The sequence below is a fragment of the Nesterenkonia alkaliphila genome, assembly GCF_009758175.1.
GTDB lineage: Bacteria > Actinomycetota > Actinomycetes > Actinomycetales > Micrococcaceae > Nesterenkonia > Nesterenkonia alkaliphila.
Genome location: NZ_WRPM01000072.1, coordinates 33713 through 57195, shown reverse-complemented (window position 1 = coordinate 57195; position 23483 = coordinate 33713). Strand labels below are relative to the sequence as shown.

Sequence of the window (23483 nt, the reverse complement as noted above, 5' to 3'; positions counted from 1 at the left end):
CACCCGACTGTTCAATCCTGATCACTTCGGAAGGCGATCCCAGCTTTGCTGAAATACATCCTTAAACGTCTTGGCAGTACCCTCGTGGTGCTCTTCCTCTCCTCCATCCTGGTCTTCTTCCTGGTGGTGCACTCTGGGGACCCCCTGGAGGACCTCCGCGAGAGCAACGACCCGGACGCTCCGTTCCAGATGGAGCAGCGGATCCATCACATGCAGCTCGACCAACCCTGGTACGTCCGCTACTGGGGGTGGCTGCAGGGCATGCTCGGATGCTTCCGTCTCTCCTGCGATTTCGGCACCAACCGAGACGGCCAACAGCTGAACCCGATCCTTATGCAGGCCGCGCAGGACTCATTGCGCCTGGTCCTCATCGCAACTATCGCCTCGATCGTTCTGGGCATCCTGATCGGTATCCTGGCCGCTATCCGGCAGTACTCGACGTTTGACTACACCGTCTCCTTCGTTGTCTTCTTCTTCTTCTCCCTGCCGACCTTCTGGGCCGCAGTGCTGGCCAAGGACTACCTGGCCATCCACTACAACAACTGGATGCAGGACGGCGCAGAGTTCACCACAGGACAGATATTCTTCATATCGCTGGTGCTGGCCATAGGCGTGCCACTGGTCGCCGGCGGGCCTCCACTGCGACGGCTGATCACCGGTGTGGCGGTCGGCCTCTTCAGCGCAGGCGCGCTCTGGTACTTCGACTCCACCAGCTTCGCCCTGAGCCCGCGCATCGGAGCGATCGGCCTGATCGTGATGGCCCTGGGGCTGGCGGTGGGCTTCACCGCCCTCATCGCAGGACTGAAGAACCGTCAGGTGCTCTACACCGCGCTGACGGTCGCGCTGATCGGCATCGTGGCCTACTACGCCACCTGGGATTTCCTCCAGGACCCTCCCGGCGGCTGGTTCCTGCTGGGTGCACTCTTTGTGCTGACCATCGCGGTCTGCGTGGTTGTGGCCCGGCTGATGGGCGGCTACGCCAAGGGTCAGGCGACTGCGGTGGCCGTGCTCACCGGGGCGCTGACCTCGGGGCTGATCCTGCTCGATCACTTCATGTACCACTGGCCCAATATGATGAGCCTCAAGCCCCGGCCGATCTCCACTATCGGTTCCCACAGCCGGCGATTCACCGAAGACGATGTCACCTGGTGGCAGGTCAACCTCGACCTGCTTACCCAGCTGTGGGTGCCCACAGTGCTGATGATGCTGATCTCACTGGCCACCTACACCCGGTACACCCGAGCCTCGATGCTCGAGGTCTCCCGCCAGGACTACATCCGTACGGCCCGGGCCAAGGGAGCCAATGAGCGCACTGTGGTGCTCAAGCACGCCTTCCGGAACGCCCTGATTCCGCTGGCCACTATTGTGGCCTTCGACTTCGCGGGTCTGATCGGCGGCACGGTCATCGTGGAAAGAGTCTTCAACTGGAACGGTATGGGTCAGCTATTCATCACTGCGCTGCAGAACGTGGATCCAGCCCCTGTGATGGGATTTGTGGTCATCACCGGCTTTGTGGCCGTGATGTTCAACCTCATTGCTGACATTCTTTATGCCGTCCTCGACCCAAGGATCCGAGTATGAGCAACGAACAGACCCCCAAACAGACTCAGGCCGATCTCGAGCAGCAGATGGTGGACCTCGCCGAGGTCGAGGATGCCAAGCTCCAGGCCCAGGGAGAGTCACTCTCCCAGAGCCAGATGGTGCGCAAGCGTTTCTTTGCGCATAAGCCAGCCGTGATCTCGCTGATCGCACTGACCCTTATGACTGTGGTGTCCTTCAGCTCCATCGGCTACGGGATCATTCCGGGCTGGTGGGACAAGACCTTCACCGCCACCGGTCCCGTGATCGACGGCGGCCGGCCCACGATGTTCCAGGACGGCCAGATCCTAGGCGAACATCCCTTCGGCCAGACCCAGATGGGCCAGGACTACTTCGCCCAGGTGATGTACGGAATGCAGCAGTCGCTGATCATCGCCTTTGTGGTGGGCATCGTCTCCACTCTCATCGGTGTGGTGATCGGCGCCCTGGCTGGGTTCTTCCGCGGTTGGGTGGAGTCGCTGCTGATGCGCCTGACCGATATCGTCATCGTGGTGCCGCTGCTGGTGCTGGCAGCCATCCTGGGACAGATGACCCAAGGAAATGTGTGGCTGCTGGCCATTGCGTTGGGGTGCGTGACCTGGACCGGACTGGCCCGTCTGGTGCGTGCCGAGATCCTCTCCCTCCGGGAGAAGGAGTACGTGGCCGCCGCGGTGTCCATGGGGGCCTCACCGGTCCGGATCATCCTCAAGCACATGCTGCCCAACAGTGTGGGCGTGATCATCGTCAACGCCACGTTCTCCATCGCCGCAGCCATTCTGCTGGAGTCCACCCTGTCCTGGGTGGGCATGGGCGTCCAGCTGCCTGAGGTCTCACTGGGATCGCTGGTCGACTACTATGACGGCGCCTCCCAGACCCGCCCCTGGCTGTTCTGGTTCCCGGGTCTGTTCATCATCGCCATTGCCCTGTCGGTGAACTTCATCGGTGACGGGCTGCGCGATGCCTATGACCCACGTCAGAAGCGGGTGGGTGACCGGCGCCCAGGCCTGCTGCAGTCGCTGGGGCTGCGCGGACTCAACCGCGCGCAGAAGGAACGTGCCGAGACCGATTCCGTGCCCGGCCAGCCGGGGCAGGCCACCCATATGGTCTCCGCGGCCGAGCCTAAGAGCAACCCGCTGCGGTTCAGGAGGAAGAAATGATCACCAGCATCCTCAATGCCGAGATTGACTACGATGAGCTACTCGAGGACGCAGAGGCCCAGGAGTTCGAGTTCACCTGGGAGCCGCTGATTATCCTCGGCATCGCGGTGGCCCTGGTCATCGCCTATCTGGTGGCGTCACGCTTCATCCGCGCCAAGAAAGACCTCAGAACCAGCGTCTTTGAGCTGCAGCGGGCCGAGTTCGACACGGACAAGGCCCTGGAGTTCAGGGATGTGCGGGTCAGCTTCGCCACAGAGTTCGGCTCTGTGGACGCAGTCAAGGGCGTGAGCTTCGATGTGGGACCCGGTGAGGTGGTCGCCGTGGTCGGCGAATCCGGCTCCGGAAAATCGGTCACCAGCTCCACAGCGATGGGATTGACCGCAGAGAACGCCAGCATCAGCGGCGATGTGTTCCTGGACGGCAAGAACGTCACCAGCATGGCCCCGGGCACGCTGCGCAGTCTGCGCGGTGATGAAATCTCGATGGTGTTCCAGGAGCCGATGACAGCACTGAACCCGGTGCTGAAGGTCTCCGACCAGCTCACCGAGGTCCTTCAGATCCACGGGAAGGCCTTCGGCACCGATGCCCTGGCCAAATCCATCGAGCTGCTGCGAGCGGTGGGCATCCCCGATGCCGAGAACCGGATCCATGAGTACCCTCACCAGTTCTCCGGCGGTCAGCGCCAGCGCATCGTGATCGCTTTGGCCGTGGCAAATAACCCCAAGGTGATCATCGCCGATGAGCCCACCACTGCACTGGATGTCACAGTGCAGGCGGAGATTCTCGACCTGCTGCGCCGGCTGAAGGATGAGTCAAACACTGCGGTCCTGCTGATCACCCACAATATGGGTGTGGTGGCAGATATGGCCGACCGCGTCGTCGTAATGTTCCAGGGTGAAGTCGTGGAACAAGGGCCGGTGAAGAAGATCCTCCGCGAACCGGAACACCCCTACACCCGGCGTCTGCTCGATGCGATGCCGGAGCTGCGCTCGGAGACCAGCCAGGAGGAGCAGCGCGAAATCCTGCAGAAGGCCAAGTCCGAACAGGAGAGCCTCAGCGCGCAGGAGAGCGAATACGCCCTGCAGGGCAAGGACCTCGCGCTGGCCTATAAGTTCCGCGGCAAGTCCAACCGGGTGGTAGAAGGCGTGAACTTCGGGGTCAAGCCCGGGGAGATCCTGGGCCTGGTAGGCGAATCGGGTTCCGGCAAGTCAACTATCGCCAAGGCAGTGCTGGGGCTGCTGGAGGTGGAGGAGGGGGAGCTGCTGATTCGCGGCAAGAACCTGCCTACCCTGCCCCGAGCTGAGAAGAAGGCCCTGCGCCGAGAGATCGGCGTGGTGTTCCAGGACCCAGCCGCCTCACTGGACCCGCGGTTCCCGATCGGTGATGTGATCACCGAGCCGATGCTGGTGCACAAAGTCGGCACCGCCAAGGAACGGATTGCCCGGGCCAAGGAGCTGCTCGATGCGGTCAAGCTGCCCAAGGATGTCATCAACCGTTACCCGCATGAGCTCTCCGGGGGTCAGCGGCAGCGTATCTCGATTGCCCGGGCGCTCAGTCTGAGCCCCTCGATTCTGATCGCCGATGAGCCAACCTCCGCCCTGGATGTCTCAGTCCAGGCCCGCGTGCTGGAGATGTTCGCCGAACTGCAGGAGCAGTTCGAGTTCGCCTGCCTCTTCGTCACCCATGACCTGGCGGTGGTGGACCAGTTGGCCGATCAGATCATGGTGCTGGAGAAGGGCCGGGTGGTCGAGTACGGCCGCAAGGACCAGATCCTGCGAGCACCGCAGGAGGACTACACCAAGCGGCTGCTCGCCGCGGCACCGGTGCCGGATCCCGTGGCACAGAAGCAGCGCCGTGATGCGCGGCGTGAGCTGCTGGCCGCTCAGGGCCTGGCCACTGACTGAGATACGTACCGGTCTATGAGTCAGGAGCACAGCAGCCCAGCTGACGCTGCGCAGCGCATAGGCAGCCGTGACTGGATGGCTCCAGCCCAGGAGAAGCGCAAGCGGTGGGGCCGCAAGCGGACCGCTGCAGTGATCCTGGTCAGTGCTGCTGTGATCAGCACCGCGTTCATCATCTCGGACGGTCCACGCCAGAGTGGTCTCACCGACGCTCTGGGGTGGACCTGCGGGGAGTACGTCCACCCAGGCGAGCACCCACCGGAGGCCTCCGAGCAGGTCTGGCGCGGTACCGGTGTCCCGCAGGAGGTTTTCGAGGACTGGGCAGGGTTCACAGAAACTGTAACTGCCGCTGCTGCCCAGCATGGAGACTACGACGACGCCGCAGTGGAGACCTTCTTCGAGGAAGTCGCAGAACTGGGCCAGGAGCATGGGGCTGAGCCCACCTACGGCGCCTTCGGGGGCTGGATGCACAATCGCGCACAGTTCTCCGCAGTGCCCGCCGGTGATGCAGTGCTCGTGGGGGAGCATCTCGAGGACTGGACCAGTACAGACCGGGTCTCACTGGTGGACCCGGCCTCCGGGCAGGTGGCGATCAGCGCGGCAGTGGAGCATCCGGATCGAGAGGCGTGGGAGGACCGGGAGCCGGTGCTCCGGGGCGTGGGAGCCCATGAGGGCCGGATGATCCTGCAGACTCCCACCGTGCGCGGCGACACTGACCTGGTGATCGTGGAGCAGGACCCCGAGGTGGACCCGGAGTGCATCCGCCTGGAGGGCGGCTTCCAGCCTTCCCGGTACCAGGAGGACTACCCCAATGCATGGCGCTCGGTGATGAACCTCAGCGCGGTGCAGAACCGGGGCGAGAACGAACTGCTGGTGGTCCACGGTCGGGAGATGGACACTCCGGGCAGCCCTCATCGGATCAGCGCGGTGAACCTGGAGACCGCGGAGCTGGAGCCCTTCCGCGCCGACTTGGATTGGGCGGAGGCGGCGGAGAGTCTGCAGCTGGGCGAGTTCGAAGGTGAGCTCAGTGAGCTCGGCGAGAGCCATTTCTTCCTGGACTGGGACTACGGCTACATCATCTTTGAGCGGCAGTGAGGTTGGCCTAGCGTCGCTTTCACCCGGCCTGCCGGCTCACATAGCGGTGCGACCAGGCCAGGGCCAGCACCGCTGCGGCGGCCGGGACGCCGAGCACCACGCCGGCCAGCAGCGCGGGGGCATCGTGATCCAACGCTGCGATGGCAGCGGCACCCACCAGCACCGCCAGCACCGCCCCGGGTGCCAGGGCGGTCAGCAGCTGGGCGCGGATGGAGGAGGCCAGGCAGGCCAGTGGCCAACCGGTGGTCAGCAGCATCCGGTGCTGCTTCCTGGCCTGGCGCAGGGTCTGTCTGATCGCCATTACAAACATCACCACACCCGCTGTGACGGCACCGGCTGCCAATACTGTCTGCGGCAGCAGCACCTCGGCGTTGACCAGGCCGGCGATCCGGGTCACTCCGGCTTGGCTGCGAGCAGTGACGATCACCAGAACGAACGTCACTGCCGTGGTGACCAGTACCAGCAGTGCCAGTGCGGTCATAGCCACGGAGCCGGGGGAGGACCAGGCCAGTCTCCGGCCGATCACTGCGGGCTTCGTGGCAGGTTGGGCCGAACCCTGGGAGAGCCTGCGGTGCTGACTTGCCGGGGAGGCTGCAGCGACCACACCGGCCAGTACCGCCACAAAGAAGGCTGCCGAGGCTGCCAGTCCGCCGAGCCGAGCCGCGGCGGAGGTGGACAGCGCAACAGCTGCAGCTGCAGCGGCTCCCACCAGCAGCACGGCGGGCAGGTCCTCGGCCAGGAACCACCGGCGCACCCGGTTGCGGGTCCAGCCCAGGGAGATCAGCATGGCGGCCTCCCTGCGCCTGGGCCGGGTGCCGGCCAGCTGCACGGCGCAGGCCAGGACCGTCACGCCTGCCAGTGCCACCACCAGCAGCAGCCAGGAGGCGGACATCTGCGCCTGCTCCGCCTGAACCGCTGCCCCCAGGGAGGTCCATTCCTCGATGGTCCAGCCCAGGTCTGTACCATCTTCGTGAAACTCAGGGAGATAGATGGCCACCGGTGCCAGGGATGACCCGGCTACTACCTGGACGTCGAGTCCCAGCTCCCGGATCTGCTCGGCCACATCCTCGATATAGCCGAGGTTCTCCGCGGAGTAGCCCTCCACATCTGCGACCCTGACCCGCAGCACATCAGCCTCGACCTCCCCGCGGTACTGCTCGAACCCACGCATGGTGGTGATCACTCCCGGAGAGCTGAGCAGTGCGCCGCGCCCGCTGAAGGACGGCGGAAGCGGCATGCCCTGGAAGTCACCGGGCTGGGCGATCTCCGCCTCTGCCTCGGCGTACATGCCCAGGGGTACGTAGGAGGCCTCATCCGAGGCTCCCTCAAGCCCGGGGGTGTAGCTTCCGACCGGGGCGAGCAGGGCACCACTGGGCGGGTTCATATTGTAGTTGGCACTCCAGGGGCGGTACCGCTGCTCGCTTGAGGTCATCGCAGTATCCAGGAAGTAGCGCCCCTGCGGCTCATTGACCAGGGCGGTCTGCACCCCGTCTGGGGCCTGGGCCTGCTGTTCGGGACTAGGGCGGCTCCGGTCAGCCCGCCCGGGAAGAGAGGTGGAGGTCCCGGCGCTGCTATCGGCGGAGCCGGAGATCTCCGGGGCATCCCAGTCGCCCAGGCCGAAGGTGATGTCGAAACCCTCGTAGACAAAAGGAGTCAGCTCCTCGGTGAGGTTCACCTCCTGCACCGCGGGCTCTTGCGGGCGCTCGCCCTGCAGCACCTGTTGGTAGAACTGAAAGCTGGTGGCCTCCTGGTAGCTGAGCCCCTCGAACGCGGCCAACTCAGGGAAGCTGGCCTCTGCGGTCATCTCGGGGTATTCGGTCTCCGAGTAGATGATCGGGATGATCGGTCCGCCGGGGGCTCCGACGGCGTTGGCTGCGTCGTCGTACTCCGTGGAGCCACCCTCCTGGGCCGGGTTCCCATGGAAGACTCGGGTGTGGATCTGCTCGTACCGCTCGGGGTCCACCAGGTCAGCCAGGCACTCACCGGGGGCTCGCTCATCCGCCGGGTTCCCCTGGCAGGGTCCATCGCCGAGGGTCTCCTGCAGCTGTTCAAACTCGATGAGCGAATCCAAGAATGCCCCGCTCTGGTCGAGCAGTGCTCGCTCGGCCACTGGATCTACCGCCACCATATTGCTGTGCAGCTCTGGGACTACCTCATAGGTGGTGTAGACCGTGGCAGGCCCGGGTACCGCTGCGAGGGCCTGCTCGAGATCGGCGGGATCCTCCAGGGCGAGATAGGTGGTGGTATGGCCCTCGTTGACCAGGCTGCCCACCTGGGCTCCCTCATCCTCGGTGAGGGAATGCACGGGCACCAGCGCGAGGCATTCACAGAGCTCGCTCTCAGGAACGTCGATCACCTGTATGCCAGGCGCGGTGCGGGAGTGCCGTTCGGAGATGCCGGTGCCCTGCTCATCGTCCCACCACTGCAGCACGATCTCCTCATCCCCAATGCCGGTGATCATGAAATGCCCGTCGGGCCGTTGACCCAGCTGATGCCGCCCCAACTCATCGTGATAGTAGGTAGTGATGGTGCCCTCGAAAGCGCGGGGAGTGCTGAAGAACTCACTGGTGGACCAGTCCTCGTCCACGCTCACACCGACTGGAACGCTGTAAGAGGGGTTGGCGAACTGGCCCACGAACGCCAGGGGAGCGGAGACCTCCACCTCGGCCATCTCCGCCACCGCGGTGAGCTGATCCTCACTGATACTCTCACCGGCGCGGATGGTGGAGAAGTTCTGCTCGATGAGCCCGTCCGTCTCCTCGGCAGCCTCGGAGAGCCCGCCTTCCGCGGTGACCAGCAGGTCGTAGTGCCCACGCCAGTTCTCATCCACCGCGGTGCCGACTACTGTCTCAGAATGCTCGGAGATCTGAGAGGCTGCGATCATGGTGACGCCCAGCAGCAGGCAGGTGAGCAGGACCGCAATAGTGCGGGTCACACGGTTGGCATAGCGGGAGAGCATCCCCCGTCACGTTACTCAGCTGTTCAGCTTCTATCAAGCTTTTGCTGGGGCTGGGTGGCCGGCGCGGCAGGTTCCTCCGTCGGACAGTGTCGCGTGCACCGGCCTGATAGGCACCTAGGAGGGCAGCGTTCATGGCGTCGTCGGTGATGTCTAGGGCCCCGTGCCCAGCCCTTCCACTGCCTGCCTTACCTTGGGTATCCTTTTGTAAGGAGACGACGACAGGAGTAATGACATGTCGATTGCGACAGTCACGAGCAAAGCGCAGATCACCATTCCAAAAGAGATTCGCGAGCGCTACAACATCACCCCCGGGAGCAAGCTCCGGTTCTGGGAGAACTCGCAGGGAGAGCTGATGGTCACACCGATGACCGTGAGGGTTGAGGAGACCTTCCGGTGGGCGGATGAGAACCTGCGATCACCTGTGACGCGGCCCCTCACCATCGAGGAGTTGAACGACGCGGCTGCTCAGGCATGGGCCCTGGGCGAGCCTGACGACTCCGAGGAGGTGTAGCCGCAGTGCCGGCTTTTCCCCTTGTTCAGGAGGTTGTTGGGGTTGACACCAACGTACTGCTGCGCGCCTATGTGCCGGGGGCTGACCCGCAGAAAGAGACCGCGCGTCGGTTCATCTTGCGTCTCAGCCCCCAGAAACCCGGACTTGTCACGCAGCTGACGCTCACAGAGTTCTACTTTGTCCTCAGGCGCACCTACAAGCTCCCACGCCTCGCGTGCCTCGACCTGATCGCCCGCCTGCTCAAGACCCCTGTGTTCGAGTTCGAGGACGGCGAGTCGGTAGAGTACGCGCTGGACCGGGCCTACGAAGGTGCGGACTTCCAGGATGCGCTCATCGACCAGACCCACCGGCTCCTCGGGGCGCATAAGACTGTCACTTTCGACCAGAAGGCGGCCGACCGGCTCGGCTGGGAGCTGCTGGAATAATCCCACAGCCCCGAGGCGCGTACACTGGTGGGGTTGAGCATGTTATGTCTGCGCTCAGCAATCCCTAGATTTTGGAAGGTCCTTCTTCACCCATGAGCACTGTGTCACGCAATGATCTGCGCAATGTCGCGATCGTCGCCCACGTCGACCACGGCAAGACGACCCTGGTCGACGCCATGCTCCGCCAGACCAAAGCAGTCGGCGGCCACGGCGACCTCGAAGACCGGGTGATGGACTCCGGTGACCTGGAGAAGGAGAAGGGCATCACCATCCTGGCCAAGAACACCACCGTGTTCTACAACGGCCCGGCCGCCACCCGGATCGCCCAAGCCGAGTCGGTGACCATGAACATCATCGACACCCCCGGCCACGCCGACTTCGGCGGTGAGGTCGAGCGCGGCCTGTCCATGGTGGACGGTGTGGTGCTGCTGGTGGACGCCTCCGAGGGGCCCCTGCCGCAGACCCGCTTTGTGCTGCGCAAGGCCCTGCAGGCCTCGCTTCCGGTGATCCTGGTGGTCAACAAAACTGACCGGCCCGATGCCCGCATCGACGGGGTGGTCTCTGACACGATGGACCTGCTGCTGGGCCTGGCCTCTGATGTGGCCGAGGAGAACCCGGAGCTGGACGTGGACGCCGTGCTTGATCTGCCCATTGTCTACGCCTCGGGCAAAGCGGGCCGCGCCTCCGCTGAGCAGCCCGCAGACGGCGGTCTGCCGGCGAACGAGGATCTCGAGCCGCTCTTCGAGACCATCCTGGAACACGTCCCGGCTCCCACCTACGACGACGCCGAGGTCCTCCAGGCCCACGTCACAAACCTGGATGCCTCCCCATTCCTGGGCCGGCTGGCGCTGCTGCGCGTGTTCAACGGCACCCTGCGCAAGAACCAGCAGGTGGCCTGGGCCCGCAAGGACGGCACCACCAAGACCGTAAAGATCACCGAGCTGCTGGCCACCAAGGGCCTGGAGCGGGTGCCCGCCGAGTCCGCAGGCCCCGGCGAGATCGTGGCAGTGGCCGGCATCTCCGACATCATGATCGGCGAGACTCTGACCGACCTGGAGAACCCCAAGCCGCTGCCGAACATCGTGGTGGACGATCCAGCCATCTCCATGACCATCGGTATCAACACCTCACCCATGGCCGGCCGGGTCAAGGGCGCTAAGGTCACCGCCCGCCAGGTCAAGGACCGCCTGGACAAGGAACTCATCGGCAACGTCTCCATCAAGGTGCTGCCCACTGAGCGGCCCGACACCTGGGAGGTGCAGGGCCGCGGCGAGCTGGCCCTGGCCATCCTGGTGGAGCAGATGCGCCGCGAAGGCTTCGAGCTCACCGTGGGCAAGCCCCAGGTGGTCACCAAGGAGATCGACGGCAAGCTGCATGAGCCCATGGAAGCCATGACCATCGACGCCCCCGAGGAGTACATGGGCGCGATCACTCAGCTGCTGGCCGCCCGCAAGGGCACTATGACCACCATGTCCAACTCCGGCTCAGGCTGGGTCCGCATGGAGTTCAGCGTCCCTGCCCGCGGCCTGATCGGTTTCCGCACCACCTTCCTGACCATCACCCGCGGAGCAGGCATCGCCTCCAGCTACGCCGCCGGCTACGAGCCGTGGAAGGGCGAGATCGAATACCGCAGCTCCGGCTCCCTGGTGGCCGACCGGGCCGGTGTGGCCACCCCATTCGCCATGATCAACCTCCAGGAGCGCGGCACGTTCTTCGTCGAGGCCACCTCCGAGGTCTACGAGGGTCAGGTGGTGGGCATCAACTCCCGCAACGAGGATATGGAAGTCAACATCACCAAGGAGAAGAAGCTCACCAATATGCGCGCCGCCTCCGCTGACAGCTTCGAGGGGCTCACCCCACCGCTGAAGCTGACGCTGGAGGAGTCCCTGGAATTCGCCAACGATGACGAATGCGTGGAGGTCACCCCCGAATCCATCCGCATCCGCAAAGTCATCCTGGACAGCTCTGAGCGGATGAAGGCCGGCCGCCGCAAGAAGCAGGCATCAGCAGCCTGAGCATGACCAGCCAGCAGCGCCCCGAACCCGCACTCCCGCCGGAGGCTCCCACCGGTGAGCCCAACGCGGCCTACCTGCCGGGGCTCCAGCAGCAGCGGCAGCGCCCCGAAGGGCCGGTGCTGCCGCGCCCGGTGATGCTGGGCATCAGCCTGCTCTGCGGCGTCGTACTGGGAATCCTGGGCACCCTGCTGCATGGGAATATCTGGATGCTCGGCGAGGTGGACTCCGGGGTGGTCCTGCCCTGGGGCGCTGCCCTGGGGCTGCTGATCCTGCTGCTGGGCATGGTCTGGGCCGGCACCACGGCCCGCTCCCTGGCCGATCCCACCCTGATGGGCGTGGCCGCCTTCACTGTGGCCACCGCCGCCTACCTGTGGCCCGGTCCCGACCAGCTGGTGGTGCCCTACTCCCCGCTGGCCTTCGAGACCCTTCCCGGGCCGGTGATCGCCTCCCTGGTCTGGTGGTTGGGCTGCGCGGGGGTGACCATCGCCGCAATGCTGCTGGTCAAATGGGTCCTGGTGGCAGACGCCGCCGGTTCGCGCGGCCCACAGCACCCCGCCGGGCCGGTAGACTGAAGAGCACTATGACCTATGTGATCGCGCTGCCCTGTGTGGACCTCAAGGACAAGGCCTGCATCGACGAATGCCCCGTGGACTGCATCTACGAGGGCGACCGGATGCTCTACATCCACCCGGACGAATGCGTGGACTGCGGCGCCTGTGAGCCGGTCTGCCCCGTGGAGGCAATCTACTACGAGGATGACCTGCCCCAGGAGTGGAACGAGTACTATCGGGCCAATGTGGAGTTCTTCGACGACATCGGCTCACCCGGCGGCGCCGCCAAGCTCGGTCTGATCGAAAAGGACCACGAGGTCATCCAGGCACTGCCGCCCCAAGAGCAGAACTGATGACCCGGCTGCCCTGACTGCGCAGATTGGGCAGCAGTTCGGGCGGGCTGCCCGGGAGAATACTGCACAGAGTGCGCACTCGACTCAGGGATGAGGAGGAACCTAGGTGTTGACCCTGCCTGAATATCCCTGGGAGGCGATGGCCCCATACCGGGAGCTCGCTGAGCAGCATCCCCAGGGCGTGGTGAACCTCTCCATCGGCACCCCGGTGGACCCCACCCCTGAGGTGATCCAGCGGGCTCTGAGCTCCGCCGCAGATGCGCCCGGCTACCCCACCACCCACGGCACGGCACGGCTGCGCGAGGCGATCGCGGACTGGTTCGCCCGGCGCCGCGGGGTCCCGGGCCTGGATCCGGCCAATATCCTGCCCACTATCGGCTCCAAGGAGCTGGTGGCCTGGCTGCCCACACTGCTGGGTCTGGGGCCTGAAGACATCGTGGTCTACCCGCGGATCGCCTATCCCACCTATGAGATGGGCGCCCGGATCGCGGGGGCGCAGTCCCTGGCCACCGATGACCTGCACAGTCTCGATGAACAGACGCTGAGCCGGGTGAAGCTGATCTGGCTGAACTCACCGGGAAATCCCACCGGAAGAGTCGACGACGCCGCCCGGCTCGCCTCTGCAGTTCAGCTGGCCCGCCGGATCGGGGCCGTGGTGGCCTCCGATGAGTGCTATGCGGAACTGCCCTGGGAGGTGCAGCAGGTGCCCTCCATCCTCGACCCGCAGGTCGCCGGCAGCTCCCACCAGGGCCTCCTGGCGGTCTACAGCGTCTCCAAGCAGTCCAATCTGGCCGGCTACCGGGCTGCCTTTGCCGCTGGCTGTCCGGAGCTGATCGGCAATCTGGTGAACACCCGCAAGCACGCGGGAATGATCATGCCTGCCCCGGTCCAGGCGGCTCTGGCAGCGGCAGTCAGTGATGACGTGCATGTGAGTGCCCAGCGTGAGCTGTACCGGCGGCGTCGTGCCGTGCTGAAACCTGCCCTGGAGGCCGCAGGGTTTGCCGTGGAGCACTCCCAGGCTGGGCTCTACCTCTGGTGCCGGGCCGCATCAGGGGCAGATGAACATCCTGTGGGCACCTGGGAGCTGGTGAGCGGCATGGCCGAGCGCGGCATCCTGGTGGGCCCCGGTGTTTTCTACGGTGAGGCCGGCCAGGGGTACATCCGGGTGGCGCTCACCGCCAGTGATGAGCGCATCACCTCCGCAGCGCAGCGTTTAACTTAGAGGCATCCGACAAGGTAGGTTTACGGGTGTTGTGACATGTGTATGTCCTGAAGAGTGAAGGAGAACCAGTGAGCGAGCAGACCACCCCAGCGCGTCTGGAGTACCAGGGCCATGACCTTGAGCTTCCGGTGGAGTCCGCCGTTGAAGGAAACCACGGGCTGAGCATCGCTCCGCTGCTGAAGACCACCGGTGCGGTCACCTACGACCCCGGGTTCATGAACACCGCCAACACCAAATCGGCGGTCACCTATATCGACGGCGCTGAGGGGATCCTGCGCTACCGCGGCTACCCGATCGAGCAGCTGGCTGAGAAGTCCAGCTTCCTGGAGGTCAGCTACCTGCTGATCTACGGCGAGCTGCCCACCCAGCAGCAGCTGGAGGAGTTCGACAGCCTCACCCGGCGGCACACTCTGCTGCATGAGGAGCTGAAGAACTTCTTCTCCGGATTCCCGCGCGATGCGCATCCGATGCCGGTGCTCTCCTCTGCGGTCTCCGCGCTCTCCACCTACTACCCGGATTCGCTGGACCCCTTTGACCCGGCCCAGGTGGAGCGCTCCACCTACCGGCTGCTGGCAAAGCTGCCCACGATTGCCGCCTATGCGTTCAAGAAGTCCGTGGGCCAGCCGATGCTCTACCCGGATAACAGCTTGAACCTGGTGGAGAACTTCCTGCGCGGCTGCTTCGGAGTTCCGGCAGAGCCCTTTGAGGTGGATCCGGACATTGCTAAGGCACTGGACATCCTGCTGATCCTGCACGCCGACCATGAGCAGAACTGCTCCACCTCCACAGTGCGGCTGGTCGGCTCTGCCCAGGCCAACCTCTTCGCCTCGGTCTCCGCCGGGGTCAACGCCCTCTACGGCCCGGCCCACGGCGGCGCCAACGAGGCGGTGCTGAAGATGCTGCGCGAGATCCAGGCCTCGGATATGAAGCCCGAGGAGTTCATGACCAAGGTCAAGAACAAGGAGGCAGGGATCCGGCTGATGGGCTTCGGCCACCGGGTGTACAAGAACTACGATCCGCGCGCCCGCATCGTCAAGGGCCTTGCCGATGACCTGCTGGCCAAGCTGGGCGGCGATGATGAGCTCTTTGACATCGCTCAGCGCCTGGAGGCAGTGGCCCTGGAGGACGATTACTTCGTGGAGCGCAAGCTCTACCCCAATGTGGACTTCTACACCGGGCTGATCTATAAGGCCATGGGTTTCCCGGAGAAGATGTTCACCGTGCTCTTCGCCCTGGGCCGGCTGCCCGGTTGGATCGCCCAGTGGCGGGAGATGATGGAGGACGGGAACACCAAGATCGGCCGTCCCCGCCAGATCTACACCGGCTACTCAGAGCGCCACTACCCGAGTTAGTCCCGGGGGCGCGTCTGCCTGACGTGGCCCGCAGGTCTCTCGCTCGGCTGCAGCGGCGCCGGCCTACGCACCTGAAGTCGGCACTTGCTCCGCTTGTGCCTCAGTCTCGACTGAACCCGATGAGGACAGTTTCGGTGGTGGTGGCGTCGTCTTCATCGAGTCTCTGCCAACGGGCGGAATCCCGGTCCCAGCGATAGGGGGCTGCAGTCACCGTCTGGATGCCGTAGTCATGGGCGCTGGCCACCGCCCAGTGCGCCACCAGCCACTGGTAGTCGTAGCTGCCGTCAGGCGGGGGCACACGGACTGAGACCACGGACTCCTCACCCTCCCCGCTGATCTCGATGATCCCGTCCAGCAAAGGTTCGGGAACAAACTCCTCAGCCTCCTCATCCTCGCTGCTCTCCTCGTCCTCCGGAGGCTGGGTGAAGGGGATGCCCAACGCATTGGGCATGACGGCCACGACCTCTTCGGCCACCCCCTCAGGATCGGCGGCAGGCACCTCAAGCTGGGAGAGGTGGCAGGTCATGCCCACCGGCTGCTGGCCGGCCAGGGGCCAGGCGAAGGCCCGTGCCAGGGCAGCATGCCGCGGATAGAACTGGGCGTTATGCGGACGGTCCAGGACCTCCGCGGCCTCATCCAGGTGCATCTCCGGCTCCCAGTGGGGCTCAGGCTGCTCAGTATCCTCAGCGTCGTCGTCCCCTTCTTCTTCTGCGTCACTCTCAGCCGCCAGGCCCTGCTCCCAGGAGGCCTGAAGCACATCGAAGAATCCGGAGACGGTGATCTCCACCGGGACTACATCGCCTTCAGCAGTCCAGTCCGGGGCCCCACGGGCGAACAGCACCCGGGAGCCGGGGTCCTCGTCGCCCTCGCGCATATTCAGCTCAGTCTCCTGCAGGGAGACCGCCACCGCGTGAATCGCCGCCTCCGGGGGAAGGCCCCGATCGGCAGCAGTGGCGGCCAGCAGTGCGGCATTATGCGTCTGCTGCTGGCTGAGTTCCTGCTCGGAATCTCCCACTGTGACCTCGCAGCGCTCCTCGAGCAGGAACTCGTTCTGTTCGATGTACTGCCAGGTGCCGTAGGAGGCCCCTGCCACCAGAGCGCAAGTGACACCCAGGGCGGTCACAGCCCGGCGCTGACGCCGGCGGCGGGCCATCGGCCGGGTGATCACCTGATGACGGCGAGATCTGCGGAAGGGGCTCATCTCAGGCCTCAGTTGGCGTGCAGGGCGGCGTTGAGCTCAACTTTCTGGTTCTCCCGAGGCCGGGCCTGCACAGTGCCGGTCACCGAGTCGCGCAGGAACAGCAGCCCGGTGGAGCCGGAGAGTTCGGCACCCTTGGCAGTGCCGCGCACCTGGCCCTCGCGATTCAGCACGGTGACCTTGGTGCCGGCGGTGATGTAGAGCCCTGCCTCCACCACACAGTCGTCACCCAGGCTGATGCCCACCCCGGAGTTGGCACCCAGCAGCACCCGCTTACCCAGGGTGATCTTCTCCTTGCCGCCGCCGGAGAGGGTGCCCATGATGGAGGCGCCTCCGCCCACATCGGTGCCATCGCCCACCACTACCCCGGCCGAGATCCGACCCTCGACCATCGAGGTGCCCAGGGTGCCGGCGTTGAAGTTGATGAAGCCCTCGTGCATCACTGTGGTGCCCTCGGCCAGATGGGCGCCCAGGCGCACCCGGTCAGCATCGGCGATCCGCACCCCGCTGGGGGTCACATAGTCCACCAGGCGGGGGAACTTATCGATTCCGTATACGGTCACATGCCCCCGGGAGCGCAGCTTCAGGCGGGTCTGTTCGAACCCGGCCACTGGGGCCGGCCCAAAATTGGTCCACACCACATTGGCCAGATGCCCGAAGATACCGTCCAGGTTGATGGTGTTCGGTGTGGCCAGCCGGTGGCTGAGCAGGTGCAGGCGCAGCCAGACGTCCTCGGTGCTGGTGGCCTGCTCATCCAGGTTGCTCTCCACTGAGACGGCCTTGAGTACGACGCCGCGGTCGGGGTCCTCACCCTCAGCGGCCTTGAGCTGGGAGATCAGTGGGGCGTCGTCGTTCTCGTTCAGCGGGGCCAGTGCGGGGGAGGGGAACCAGGTGTCCAGGACGGTGCCGTCAGCGGCAATGGTGGCCAGTCCATGTCCAGAAGCAATACGAGGCTGCGAAGTCATGGTCTCCATCCTACGGTTCTGCCCGGGCTGTGTTCAGTGGCAGGCCGTCAGGGGCGGAAGAAGGTTACGTTTGTGTTTCGGTGCAACCCTGGGGTGGCCGAATTGTGCTGACCTGCTTTACTGTGATCACACTATAGGTTCAGCTGGGGAGACGCTTGTCACAAGCCTGTGCCAAGAAAACCTTGCCGGCTGACCCGGAATCGCACTCGACCAGGAGGAATCCTATGACTATCCGTAGAACACTCACAGCAATGACTGCTGTGGCTGCGCTGACCGCGCTGGCCGCCTGCGGCGATGACAACGGAGACGAGAACGGCGAAGGCAACGGCGCCGAGGCACCGGAGCCGGAGATCGGCAGCGAGGAAGACTTCGTCACCGACCTGGAATTCACCACTGGCGGCACCGGCGGTACCTACTTCCCGCTCGGCGGTGAACTCTCCGAGATCTTCTCCGAGCACACCGATGCCAACGTCAACTACGTGGAGTCAGGCGGCTCAGGTGAGAACCTCGGCCGTATTATGCAGGAGCAGTCACAGCTGGCCCTGGTGCAGAACGACACCACAGCTGATGCTGTGGCCGGAGAGCTGGAGGCGCTTGGCGGCGAGGCCGTGGAGAACGTCGGCTGGATCGCCAACCTCTACCCCGAGGCCATGCACATTGTGGTGCTGGCAGACTCAGGCTACGAGTCCATCGAGGACCTCGAGGGCGCTACCATCGCTGTCGGCGACGCCGGCTCCGGAACTCGCGCCATCTCCGACGCCATCCTGGAGTACTACGAAATCGACTACACCCCCGAGGTGACTGACTTCGGAACCTCCACCGACATGCTGGCAGATGGTCAGATCGACGCCTCGATGTTCGTGGCAGGCCCGCCGGTGGGTGCCCTGACACAGCTGGCTGCCAGCAACGATGCTCAGCTGATCTCGCTGCCCGCTGAGGACGCCGAGGCCATCGCAGAGGACCACCTCTTCGATACCTACGACATCTCCGCCGACAGCTACGACTTCCTGGACGAGGACGTCACCACCCTGTCAGTGTTCGCCGCACTGGTAGCCTCCACCACTCAGGTCAGTGAGGATCTGGCATACGACATCACTGCTGCCCTCTTCGAGCACGGTGACACAGTGACTCTGGATGTGGCAGACAACCTCGACGTCGAGGAAGCCCTCTTCGGCATCGGCGACATCCCGCTGCACCCCGGTGCTGAGCGGTACTACGAAGAGAACGACATCGACCTGCCGTGACATCACGCTCCACAGCCGATCAGCCCCGGGCCTCGGCATTCCCACCGGATGCCGCGCCCGGGGCTGCGGCTGAGGAGAAAGCCGAAGACGTCCTCCGCGAGCATGACATCTCCAGCCGGTTCCGCACGGAGCTGGGCTGGTGGGGTTGGCTCGTGGGAGGCATCTCGATCGTCTTCACGGCCTATCACCTCTTCGCGGCGTTCACCCGCCCGTTCAACTTCTGGGAGCACATGACCCTTCATGTGGCCGGTGCTCTCGCTCTAGTGTTCCTGCTCTACCCGGCCTCGAAGCGCCTGCTGCGGGTGCCCGAGGGCCGGCCCAATGCGCTGACGATTCTGGCCGGCAGGCACCGCGGGGTGCCGTGGTACGACGTGCTGCTGGCCGGTGCCTCGCTGTACTGCTGTCTCTACGTCTTCTGGACCAACCAGAACCTCCGTGAGGGGCCGCCCTCTTTCGGAATCTACAGCGACTGGGACATCGCGGTGGCCTCCATCGGCCTGCTGCTGGTGCTGGAAGCGACCCGACGCTGCGTGGGTATCCCGATCGTTGTGGTGGCCGGTGCGGCCATCGCCTATGCGCTCTTTGCCACCAATGACGTGATGCCCGGTGATTGGGGGCACCGAGGTCAGGACTGGAGCGAGTTCGCCACCGGTATGTTCCTCAATTCCGGCCAGGGCGTGTGGGGGACGCCGATTCGGGTGTCTTCCGAGTTCATCTTCCTGTTCCTCTTCTTCGCTGTGGTGCTGCTGCGCACCAATATCGGTCAGTTCTTCAACGACCTCGCCTTCCGGGCGGCCGGCCGGTTCAGCGGCGGCCCGGCCAAGGCAGCAGTTGCCGCCTCCGGCCTTCAGGGCATGGTCTCTGGGTCCTCAGTGGCCAATACCGTGGCCTCCGGCTCCTTCACCATCCCGATCATGAAGAAGGCCGGCTTCAAGCCGCATGTGGCTGCGGCCACTGAGGCCACCGCCTCCACCGGTGGTCAGATGGTTCCGCCGATTATGGGCGCAGCTGCTTTCATCATGGCCCAGAACGTCTCCGGCATCGAGTACAACGAACTGGTGGTCATCGCGATCATTCCGGCCGCACTGTACTTCACCGGCGCCTTCCTCTCGGTGCACTTCGAAGCCAAGCGCAATGAGCTCAAAGGTATTGCTCCGGATCAGCTGCCCGGCTGGAAGTCCATCCTGACCCGGATCGATATGCTGCTGCCCCTGGTGGTGATCATCAGCACCCTTCTGGGAGGTTCCAGCGCCATGCGGGCCGCGCTGTACGGCATCGGCACCGCGCTGGCGATCAGCCTGCTGCGCGCCATCGTCCAACACATGGTCCCGGTGATCGCCTCAGCCACCAAGGAGGGTAAGAGCCCCGTTACCGAAACCGGCAAAATGGTGCTCGCCCTCTTCTACGTGGTCATCCAGATGCTGATCGCTGGTGCCCGCACTGCGCTGCCAGTCGTGGCAGCCTGCGCCGCTGCCGGGATCGTGGCCGGTACGGTGACCACCACTGGACTGGGCGGTCAGCTGGGCCGCGGGCTGGTGGACCTCGCCGGCGGCAACTTCCTGCTGGTGCTGGTCATGGTGATGATCGCCTGCATCATCCTGGGCATGGGCCTGCCGACCACTGCCAACTATGTGGTCACCGCCACCGTGGCAGCTCCGATTCTGATCACGCACTTTGAGGTTGAGCCGATCGCCGCCCATATGTTCGTGTTCTTCTTCGGCATCCTGGCCGATGTCACCCCGCCTGTGTGTCTGGCGGCCTTCGCCGGGGCAGGCATCGCCGGGGCCAATCCGATGCGGGCAGGGGTTACCGCCCTGCGTATCGCCATTGCCGGATTCCTGATTCCCTATGCGTTCATCCTGGAACCCTCGCTGCTGCTCCAGGGCACATTCACCGAGATGCTGCTGCCGCTGCTGACGGTGATCCTGGGGATGATCGCGGTCTCCTCCGGCCTGGCCGGCTATCTGATCGCCCACGGCACCGCGGTGGACCGGGTGCTGCTGGTGGTGGGCGGGGTGATGCTCATCTATCCGGATGTCATGATCTCCGGCATCGGCCTGGGTGTTGTGGCTGCAGGCATCGCCATCCAGGTGGGCCTGCGGGCCCGCGGTCATAAGGCAGATATGGATTCCGGGGAGGCTCTGAATCTGGAGATCCCGGAGGCCCCCGAAGCCACCAAGTAACCAGTCACTAGGCCGTGAACGTCCGGACCTGAGTGGCGTGGGCGGCGATGAGCTCCGTGCGCACCTCGGCGCCCAGCCCGGGGGCCTCGGGCACCTGAACTACGCCGTTCTCAGCAGTCACGGGCGGGGTGATCACGTCCTGGGCGTAGTACTTATTGCTGGCCGAGACGTCTGAGGGCAGGGTGAACCCCGGCAGGGAGCTGATCGCCACGTTGGCCAGCCGGCCGATGCCGAACTCATGCATCCCGCCGCACCAGACCGGCCAGCCGGCCTGCTGCGCGAGGTCGTGAGCCGCCCGGGCGGCGGAGAGCCCGCCCATCCGGGAGACCTTGATATTCAGCACCCCGCCGGCGGCCAGTTCCAGGGCAGTGCGCAGATCGTCCAGGGTTTCCACCGACTCATCGAGACAGACTGGGGTGTCCAGCTCCGCCTGCAGACGTGCGGAGTCCAGGAAGTTCCGCGGAGCGAAGGGTTGCTCGATCATGGTGAGCCCGTATTGGTCCAGGGCACGGAGGGCGGCCAGGGCGTCGTCGTACCCAGCCTGGTCCCGCCCCGGATAGGCACCATTGGCGTCCACATGCACGTCCAGGTCCGGATAGGCATCCCGGACCGCCTTCACCGGCTCCACATCCCAGCTGCGCCCATTGGGTCCCGAAGGCGCGATCTTGAGCTTCACCCGCGGATAGCCGGAGTCCACATGCTTGGCCACCTGTTCCAGCAGCTCGTCGATACTGGGCTCGATCCCCAGTGAGACCCCGGCGACGACACTCTGCCGGGTCCCGCCCAGTGTCTGGGCCAGCGGTTGACCGGACCGGGCGGCAAACAGCGTCCAGGCAGCCATATCCACGCCAGCCTTGGCGAACCAGTGGCCGCGGACTGCGGCAAAGAAGCCGTTGATCTGCTCCGGGTGCTCCCACTCCTTGCCGAGCACCGCCGGGAGCAGGTACTCGGTGGCAGTGTGCCAGGCCATGGTGGTGGTCTCGGCGGCGTAATAGGGCCCGGCCGGGGAGGCGATCTCACCCCAGCCGGTGGTCCCGGACTCGTCGGTGAGCTGCACCAGCAGGTGGCGCAGTGAAGACTTCCGGTGGCTGGAGGTCTCGAAGGAGTGCACCAGCGGCAGCTCCACATCATGGATCACGGCTTCAACGATGCGCATGGATTCAGTCCTTGGTGAAAGTGTAGACAGCGGTATGGGGGTCGGTGCGGGTGCAGGAGACTGCGGTGAGGCCCCGCTCGAAGAGCCCGCGGATGGTCTGGCGCAGACCGGCGGCCAGGTCCGGGTCCACCGGTTTGGCCGCAGGCAGGCCCAGATACGTGGTGTTCGGCTCCTCATGCAGCTCGCCCACGGCCAATCGGGGCGCGGCGGCGGCGGGGGAGGGGGAGGGGGCGGTGTCCTCGGTGAAGTTCCACTCCACAGTGATCCGGTCGGTACCCGGCAGGCCCTGGGCATCCGGGGTGTACCAGCGGCCCGCGGCACCCAGCACATCCAGGTTGAAGTGGGCATTGCGGGCCAGCAGCGGGTCATAGGTCCAGCGCATCCGGGTCGCCCCGGAGCGGGCCGCCACAGCAGCCTGGACCCGTTTCAGCGAGCGGCCCACCCCCTGGCCCTGCAGGGTGGAGGAGACCACTGCGGCTTGGGAGAAGTGGTAGGTGTGGGCGTCGTCGCCGGTGGTGTCCACTGCTGTCCAACCGTATGCGAAGGCCAGTACCGTGCCGGAGGGGTCCACGGCGCCGACCACCGATCCGGAGTGGATCCGCAGCGAACTCAACAGCCGGGGGTTCAGCGACTCGTCCTCCCCGGTGTAGCCGAAGACTCCTCGGTAGAGCTGGCAGGCCTGCTTGAGCTCGCCGTAGTTGGTAAGTTCGCGCACGACCAGCCCGGAGCTCAGGCTCAGCTGCTCGGCGGGGGAGTTGGCGGTGGCGCTCATGCCTCCCACCTTATCCGCCCGACGGTGCGGCCAAGTGGCGGTGCGAGGGCCCATCCCACACAGATCCTGCAGCGAAACTGTGGGTACTGCGTCCCTCGGCGGCGGACTATCCACAGTTTCCCTACAGAATCCTGAGAACTAAGGTGGAAGCTATGCAGAAGACAGCATTGATCACCGGAGCATCACGCGGCATCGGCGAGGCCATCGCACGGGAGCTGGGCACCGACCACCATGTGTTGGTGGGCGGTACCAACCCGGACCGGGTCAATGAGGTGGTGGCTGCCCTCCCCAGCGCGGAGCCCTTCCTGGCTGATCTGGCAGATGCGGAGGCGGTGGAGCGCGCCTGGGTCCAGGCTGGCCCAGAGAGACTCGATGTGCTGGTCCACTCCGCGGGCCTGGCCTGGATGCGGCCGGTGGCTGAGGCCCCGCTGGCGGAATGGCGGCAGATGTTTGAGATCAACGTCTTTGCGGTGGCTGAACTGACCCGGCTCACCCTACCCGCCTTACGCCAGGCGGGCGGGCAGGTCATCACGATCAACTCCGGCTCCGGGTACAGCTCACGGGCCGGTTCCGCCCTGTACTCCGGGTCTAAATTCGCCCTGCGCGCCTTCACCGATGCGCTGCGCGAGGAGGAACGCGGCAGCGTGCGGGTCACCTCGCTGCACCCCGGTCAGGTGGATACTGAAATGCAGGAGGCCCTGCAGGCGCAGTACGGCAACACAGAGTACGACGGCGCCCGCTACATCTCCCCGGAAGCAGTCGCCAAGACTGCCAGGCTGGCAGTGGACAATGAGGCAGCCTCCATGATCCAGGAGCTGACCATCCGCCCGGTCAACCCCTGAAACG

At 65.0% G+C, this 23483-nt stretch carries 19 protein-coding genes; 14 read left to right on the top strand and 5 right to left on the bottom strand.

What is annotated here, in order from left to right:
• Positions 1-45 precede the first annotated feature (45 nt).
• From GNZ21_RS10825 to GNZ21_RS10810, 4 genes are read left to right on the top strand one after another with little or no spacing between them, the layout of a single operon-like run.
• On the top strand, positions 46-1581 hold the full coding sequence (locus tag GNZ21_RS10825; protein WP_157324191.1) for an ABC transporter permease: 1536 nt from the start codon (positions 46-48) through the stop codon (positions 1579-1581).
• On the top strand, positions 1578-2735 hold the full coding sequence (locus GNZ21_RS10820) for an ABC transporter permease (protein ID WP_157324189.1): 1158 nt from the start codon (positions 1578-1580) through the stop codon (positions 2733-2735). Before GNZ21_RS10825 ends, GNZ21_RS10820 begins: the two co-directional genes overlap by 4 nt.
• Positions 2732-4639: a dipeptide ABC transporter ATP-binding protein gene (locus GNZ21_RS10815; RefSeq protein ID WP_157324187.1), complete on the top strand. Its 1908-nt coding sequence runs from the start codon at positions 2732-2734 to the stop codon at positions 4637-4639. Before GNZ21_RS10820 ends, GNZ21_RS10815 begins: the two co-directional genes overlap by 4 nt.
• A gap of 15 nt (positions 4640-4654) precedes the next feature.
• Positions 4655-5731 (top strand): hypothetical protein, encoded by a 1077-nt coding sequence (locus tag GNZ21_RS10810; protein ID WP_157324185.1) that lies wholly within the window; start codon positions 4655-4657, stop codon positions 5729-5731.
• Between the two features lie 19 nt (positions 5732-5750).
• On the opposite strand, the gene GNZ21_RS10805 is transcribed toward GNZ21_RS10810, so the two are convergent.
• Positions 5751-8690: an ABC transporter permease family protein gene (locus tag GNZ21_RS10805; protein ID WP_157324183.1), complete on the bottom strand. Its 2940-nt coding sequence runs from the start codon at positions 8688-8690 to the stop codon at positions 5751-5753.
• A gap of 232 nt (positions 8691-8922) precedes the next feature.
• Here GNZ21_RS10805 and GNZ21_RS10800 point away from each other — a divergent pair, with 232 nt between their 5' ends.
• From GNZ21_RS10800 to GNZ21_RS10770, 7 genes are all read left to right on the top strand, one after another.
• Positions 8923-9201: an AbrB/MazE/SpoVT family DNA-binding domain-containing protein gene (locus GNZ21_RS10800; protein WP_157324181.1), complete on the top strand. Its 279-nt coding sequence runs from the start codon at positions 8923-8925 to the stop codon at positions 9199-9201.
• A gap of 5 nt (positions 9202-9206) precedes the next feature.
• A complete protein-coding gene (locus GNZ21_RS10795; RefSeq protein ID WP_157324178.1) occupies positions 9207-9626 on the top strand; it encodes a PIN domain-containing protein in 420 nt (139 codons plus the stop codon).
• A gap of 92 nt (positions 9627-9718) precedes the next feature.
• Positions 9719-11641, top strand: a complete 1923-nt coding sequence (gene typA, locus GNZ21_RS10790; protein ID WP_157324175.1) for a translational GTPase TypA — start codon at positions 9719-9721, stop codon at positions 11639-11641.
• A 2-nt stretch (positions 11642-11643) separates the two neighbouring features.
• Positions 11644-12213: a hypothetical protein gene (locus GNZ21_RS10785; protein ID WP_157324172.1), complete on the top strand. Its 570-nt coding sequence runs from the start codon at positions 11644-11646 to the stop codon at positions 12211-12213.
• 8 nt (positions 12214-12221) lie between these two features.
• Positions 12222-12545, top strand: coding sequence for a ferredoxin (fdxA, locus tag GNZ21_RS10780; RefSeq protein WP_157324170.1), 324 nt, complete (start codon positions 12222-12224; stop codon positions 12543-12545).
• 106 nt (positions 12546-12651) lie between these two features.
• Positions 12652-13767: a succinyldiaminopimelate transaminase gene (gene dapC, locus GNZ21_RS10775; RefSeq protein ID WP_188503484.1), complete on the top strand. Its 1116-nt coding sequence runs from the start codon at positions 12652-12654 to the stop codon at positions 13765-13767.
• 68 nt (positions 13768-13835) lie between these two features.
• Positions 13836-15119, top strand: a complete 1284-nt coding sequence (locus tag GNZ21_RS10770) for a citrate synthase (protein ID WP_188503483.1) — start codon at positions 13836-13838, stop codon at positions 15117-15119.
• Positions 15120-15219: 100 nt separating this feature from the next.
• On the opposite strand, the gene GNZ21_RS10765 is transcribed toward GNZ21_RS10770, so the two are convergent.
• Both GNZ21_RS10765 and dapD read right to left on the bottom strand, forming a co-directional pair.
• Positions 15220-16320 carry a hypothetical protein gene (locus tag GNZ21_RS10765; protein ID WP_157324167.1) on the bottom strand — a complete coding sequence of 367 codons (1101 nt, stop codon included), beginning with the start codon at positions 16318-16320 and terminating at the stop codon, positions 15220-15222.
• 8 nt (positions 16321-16328) lie between these two features.
• Complete coding sequence (dapD, locus tag GNZ21_RS10760) at positions 16329-17282, bottom strand: 2,3,4,5-tetrahydropyridine-2,6-dicarboxylate N-succinyltransferase (RefSeq protein WP_157324165.1); 954 nt, start codon at positions 17280-17282, stop codon at positions 16329-16331.
• A gap of 224 nt (positions 17283-17506) precedes the next feature.
• Between dapD and GNZ21_RS10755 the strand changes: the two genes are divergently transcribed.
• Complete coding sequence (locus tag GNZ21_RS10755; protein ID WP_157324163.1) at positions 17507-18526, top strand: TAXI family TRAP transporter solute-binding subunit; 1020 nt, start codon at positions 17507-17509, stop codon at positions 18524-18526.
• Positions 18523-20709 (top strand): TRAP transporter permease, encoded by a 2187-nt coding sequence (locus GNZ21_RS10750; protein ID WP_188503482.1) that lies wholly within the window; start codon positions 18523-18525, stop codon positions 20707-20709. Before GNZ21_RS10755 ends, GNZ21_RS10750 begins: the two co-directional genes overlap by 4 nt.
• Positions 20710-20716: 7 nt before the next feature.
• Here the strand turns inward: GNZ21_RS10750 and menC are convergent, their stop codons facing one another.
• Together menC and GNZ21_RS10740 are read right to left on the bottom strand one after the other, a co-directional pair.
• Positions 20717-21865: an o-succinylbenzoate synthase gene (menC, locus tag GNZ21_RS10745; RefSeq protein WP_157324161.1), complete on the bottom strand. Its 1149-nt coding sequence runs from the start codon at positions 21863-21865 to the stop codon at positions 20717-20719.
• A gap of 4 nt (positions 21866-21869) precedes the next feature.
• The gene (locus GNZ21_RS10740; RefSeq protein ID WP_157324159.1) at positions 21870-22637 is read right to left on the bottom strand and encodes a GNAT family N-acetyltransferase; all 768 of its coding nucleotides are present in this window, start codon (positions 22635-22637) and stop codon (positions 21870-21872) included.
• A 152-nt stretch (positions 22638-22789) separates the two neighbouring features.
• Here GNZ21_RS10740 and GNZ21_RS10735 point away from each other — a divergent pair, with 152 nt between their 5' ends.
• The gene (locus GNZ21_RS10735; protein WP_157324157.1) at positions 22790-23479 is read left to right on the top strand and encodes an SDR family oxidoreductase; all 690 of its coding nucleotides are present in this window, start codon (positions 22790-22792) and stop codon (positions 23477-23479) included.
• The last annotated feature ends 4 nt before the right edge of the window (positions 23480-23483 follow it).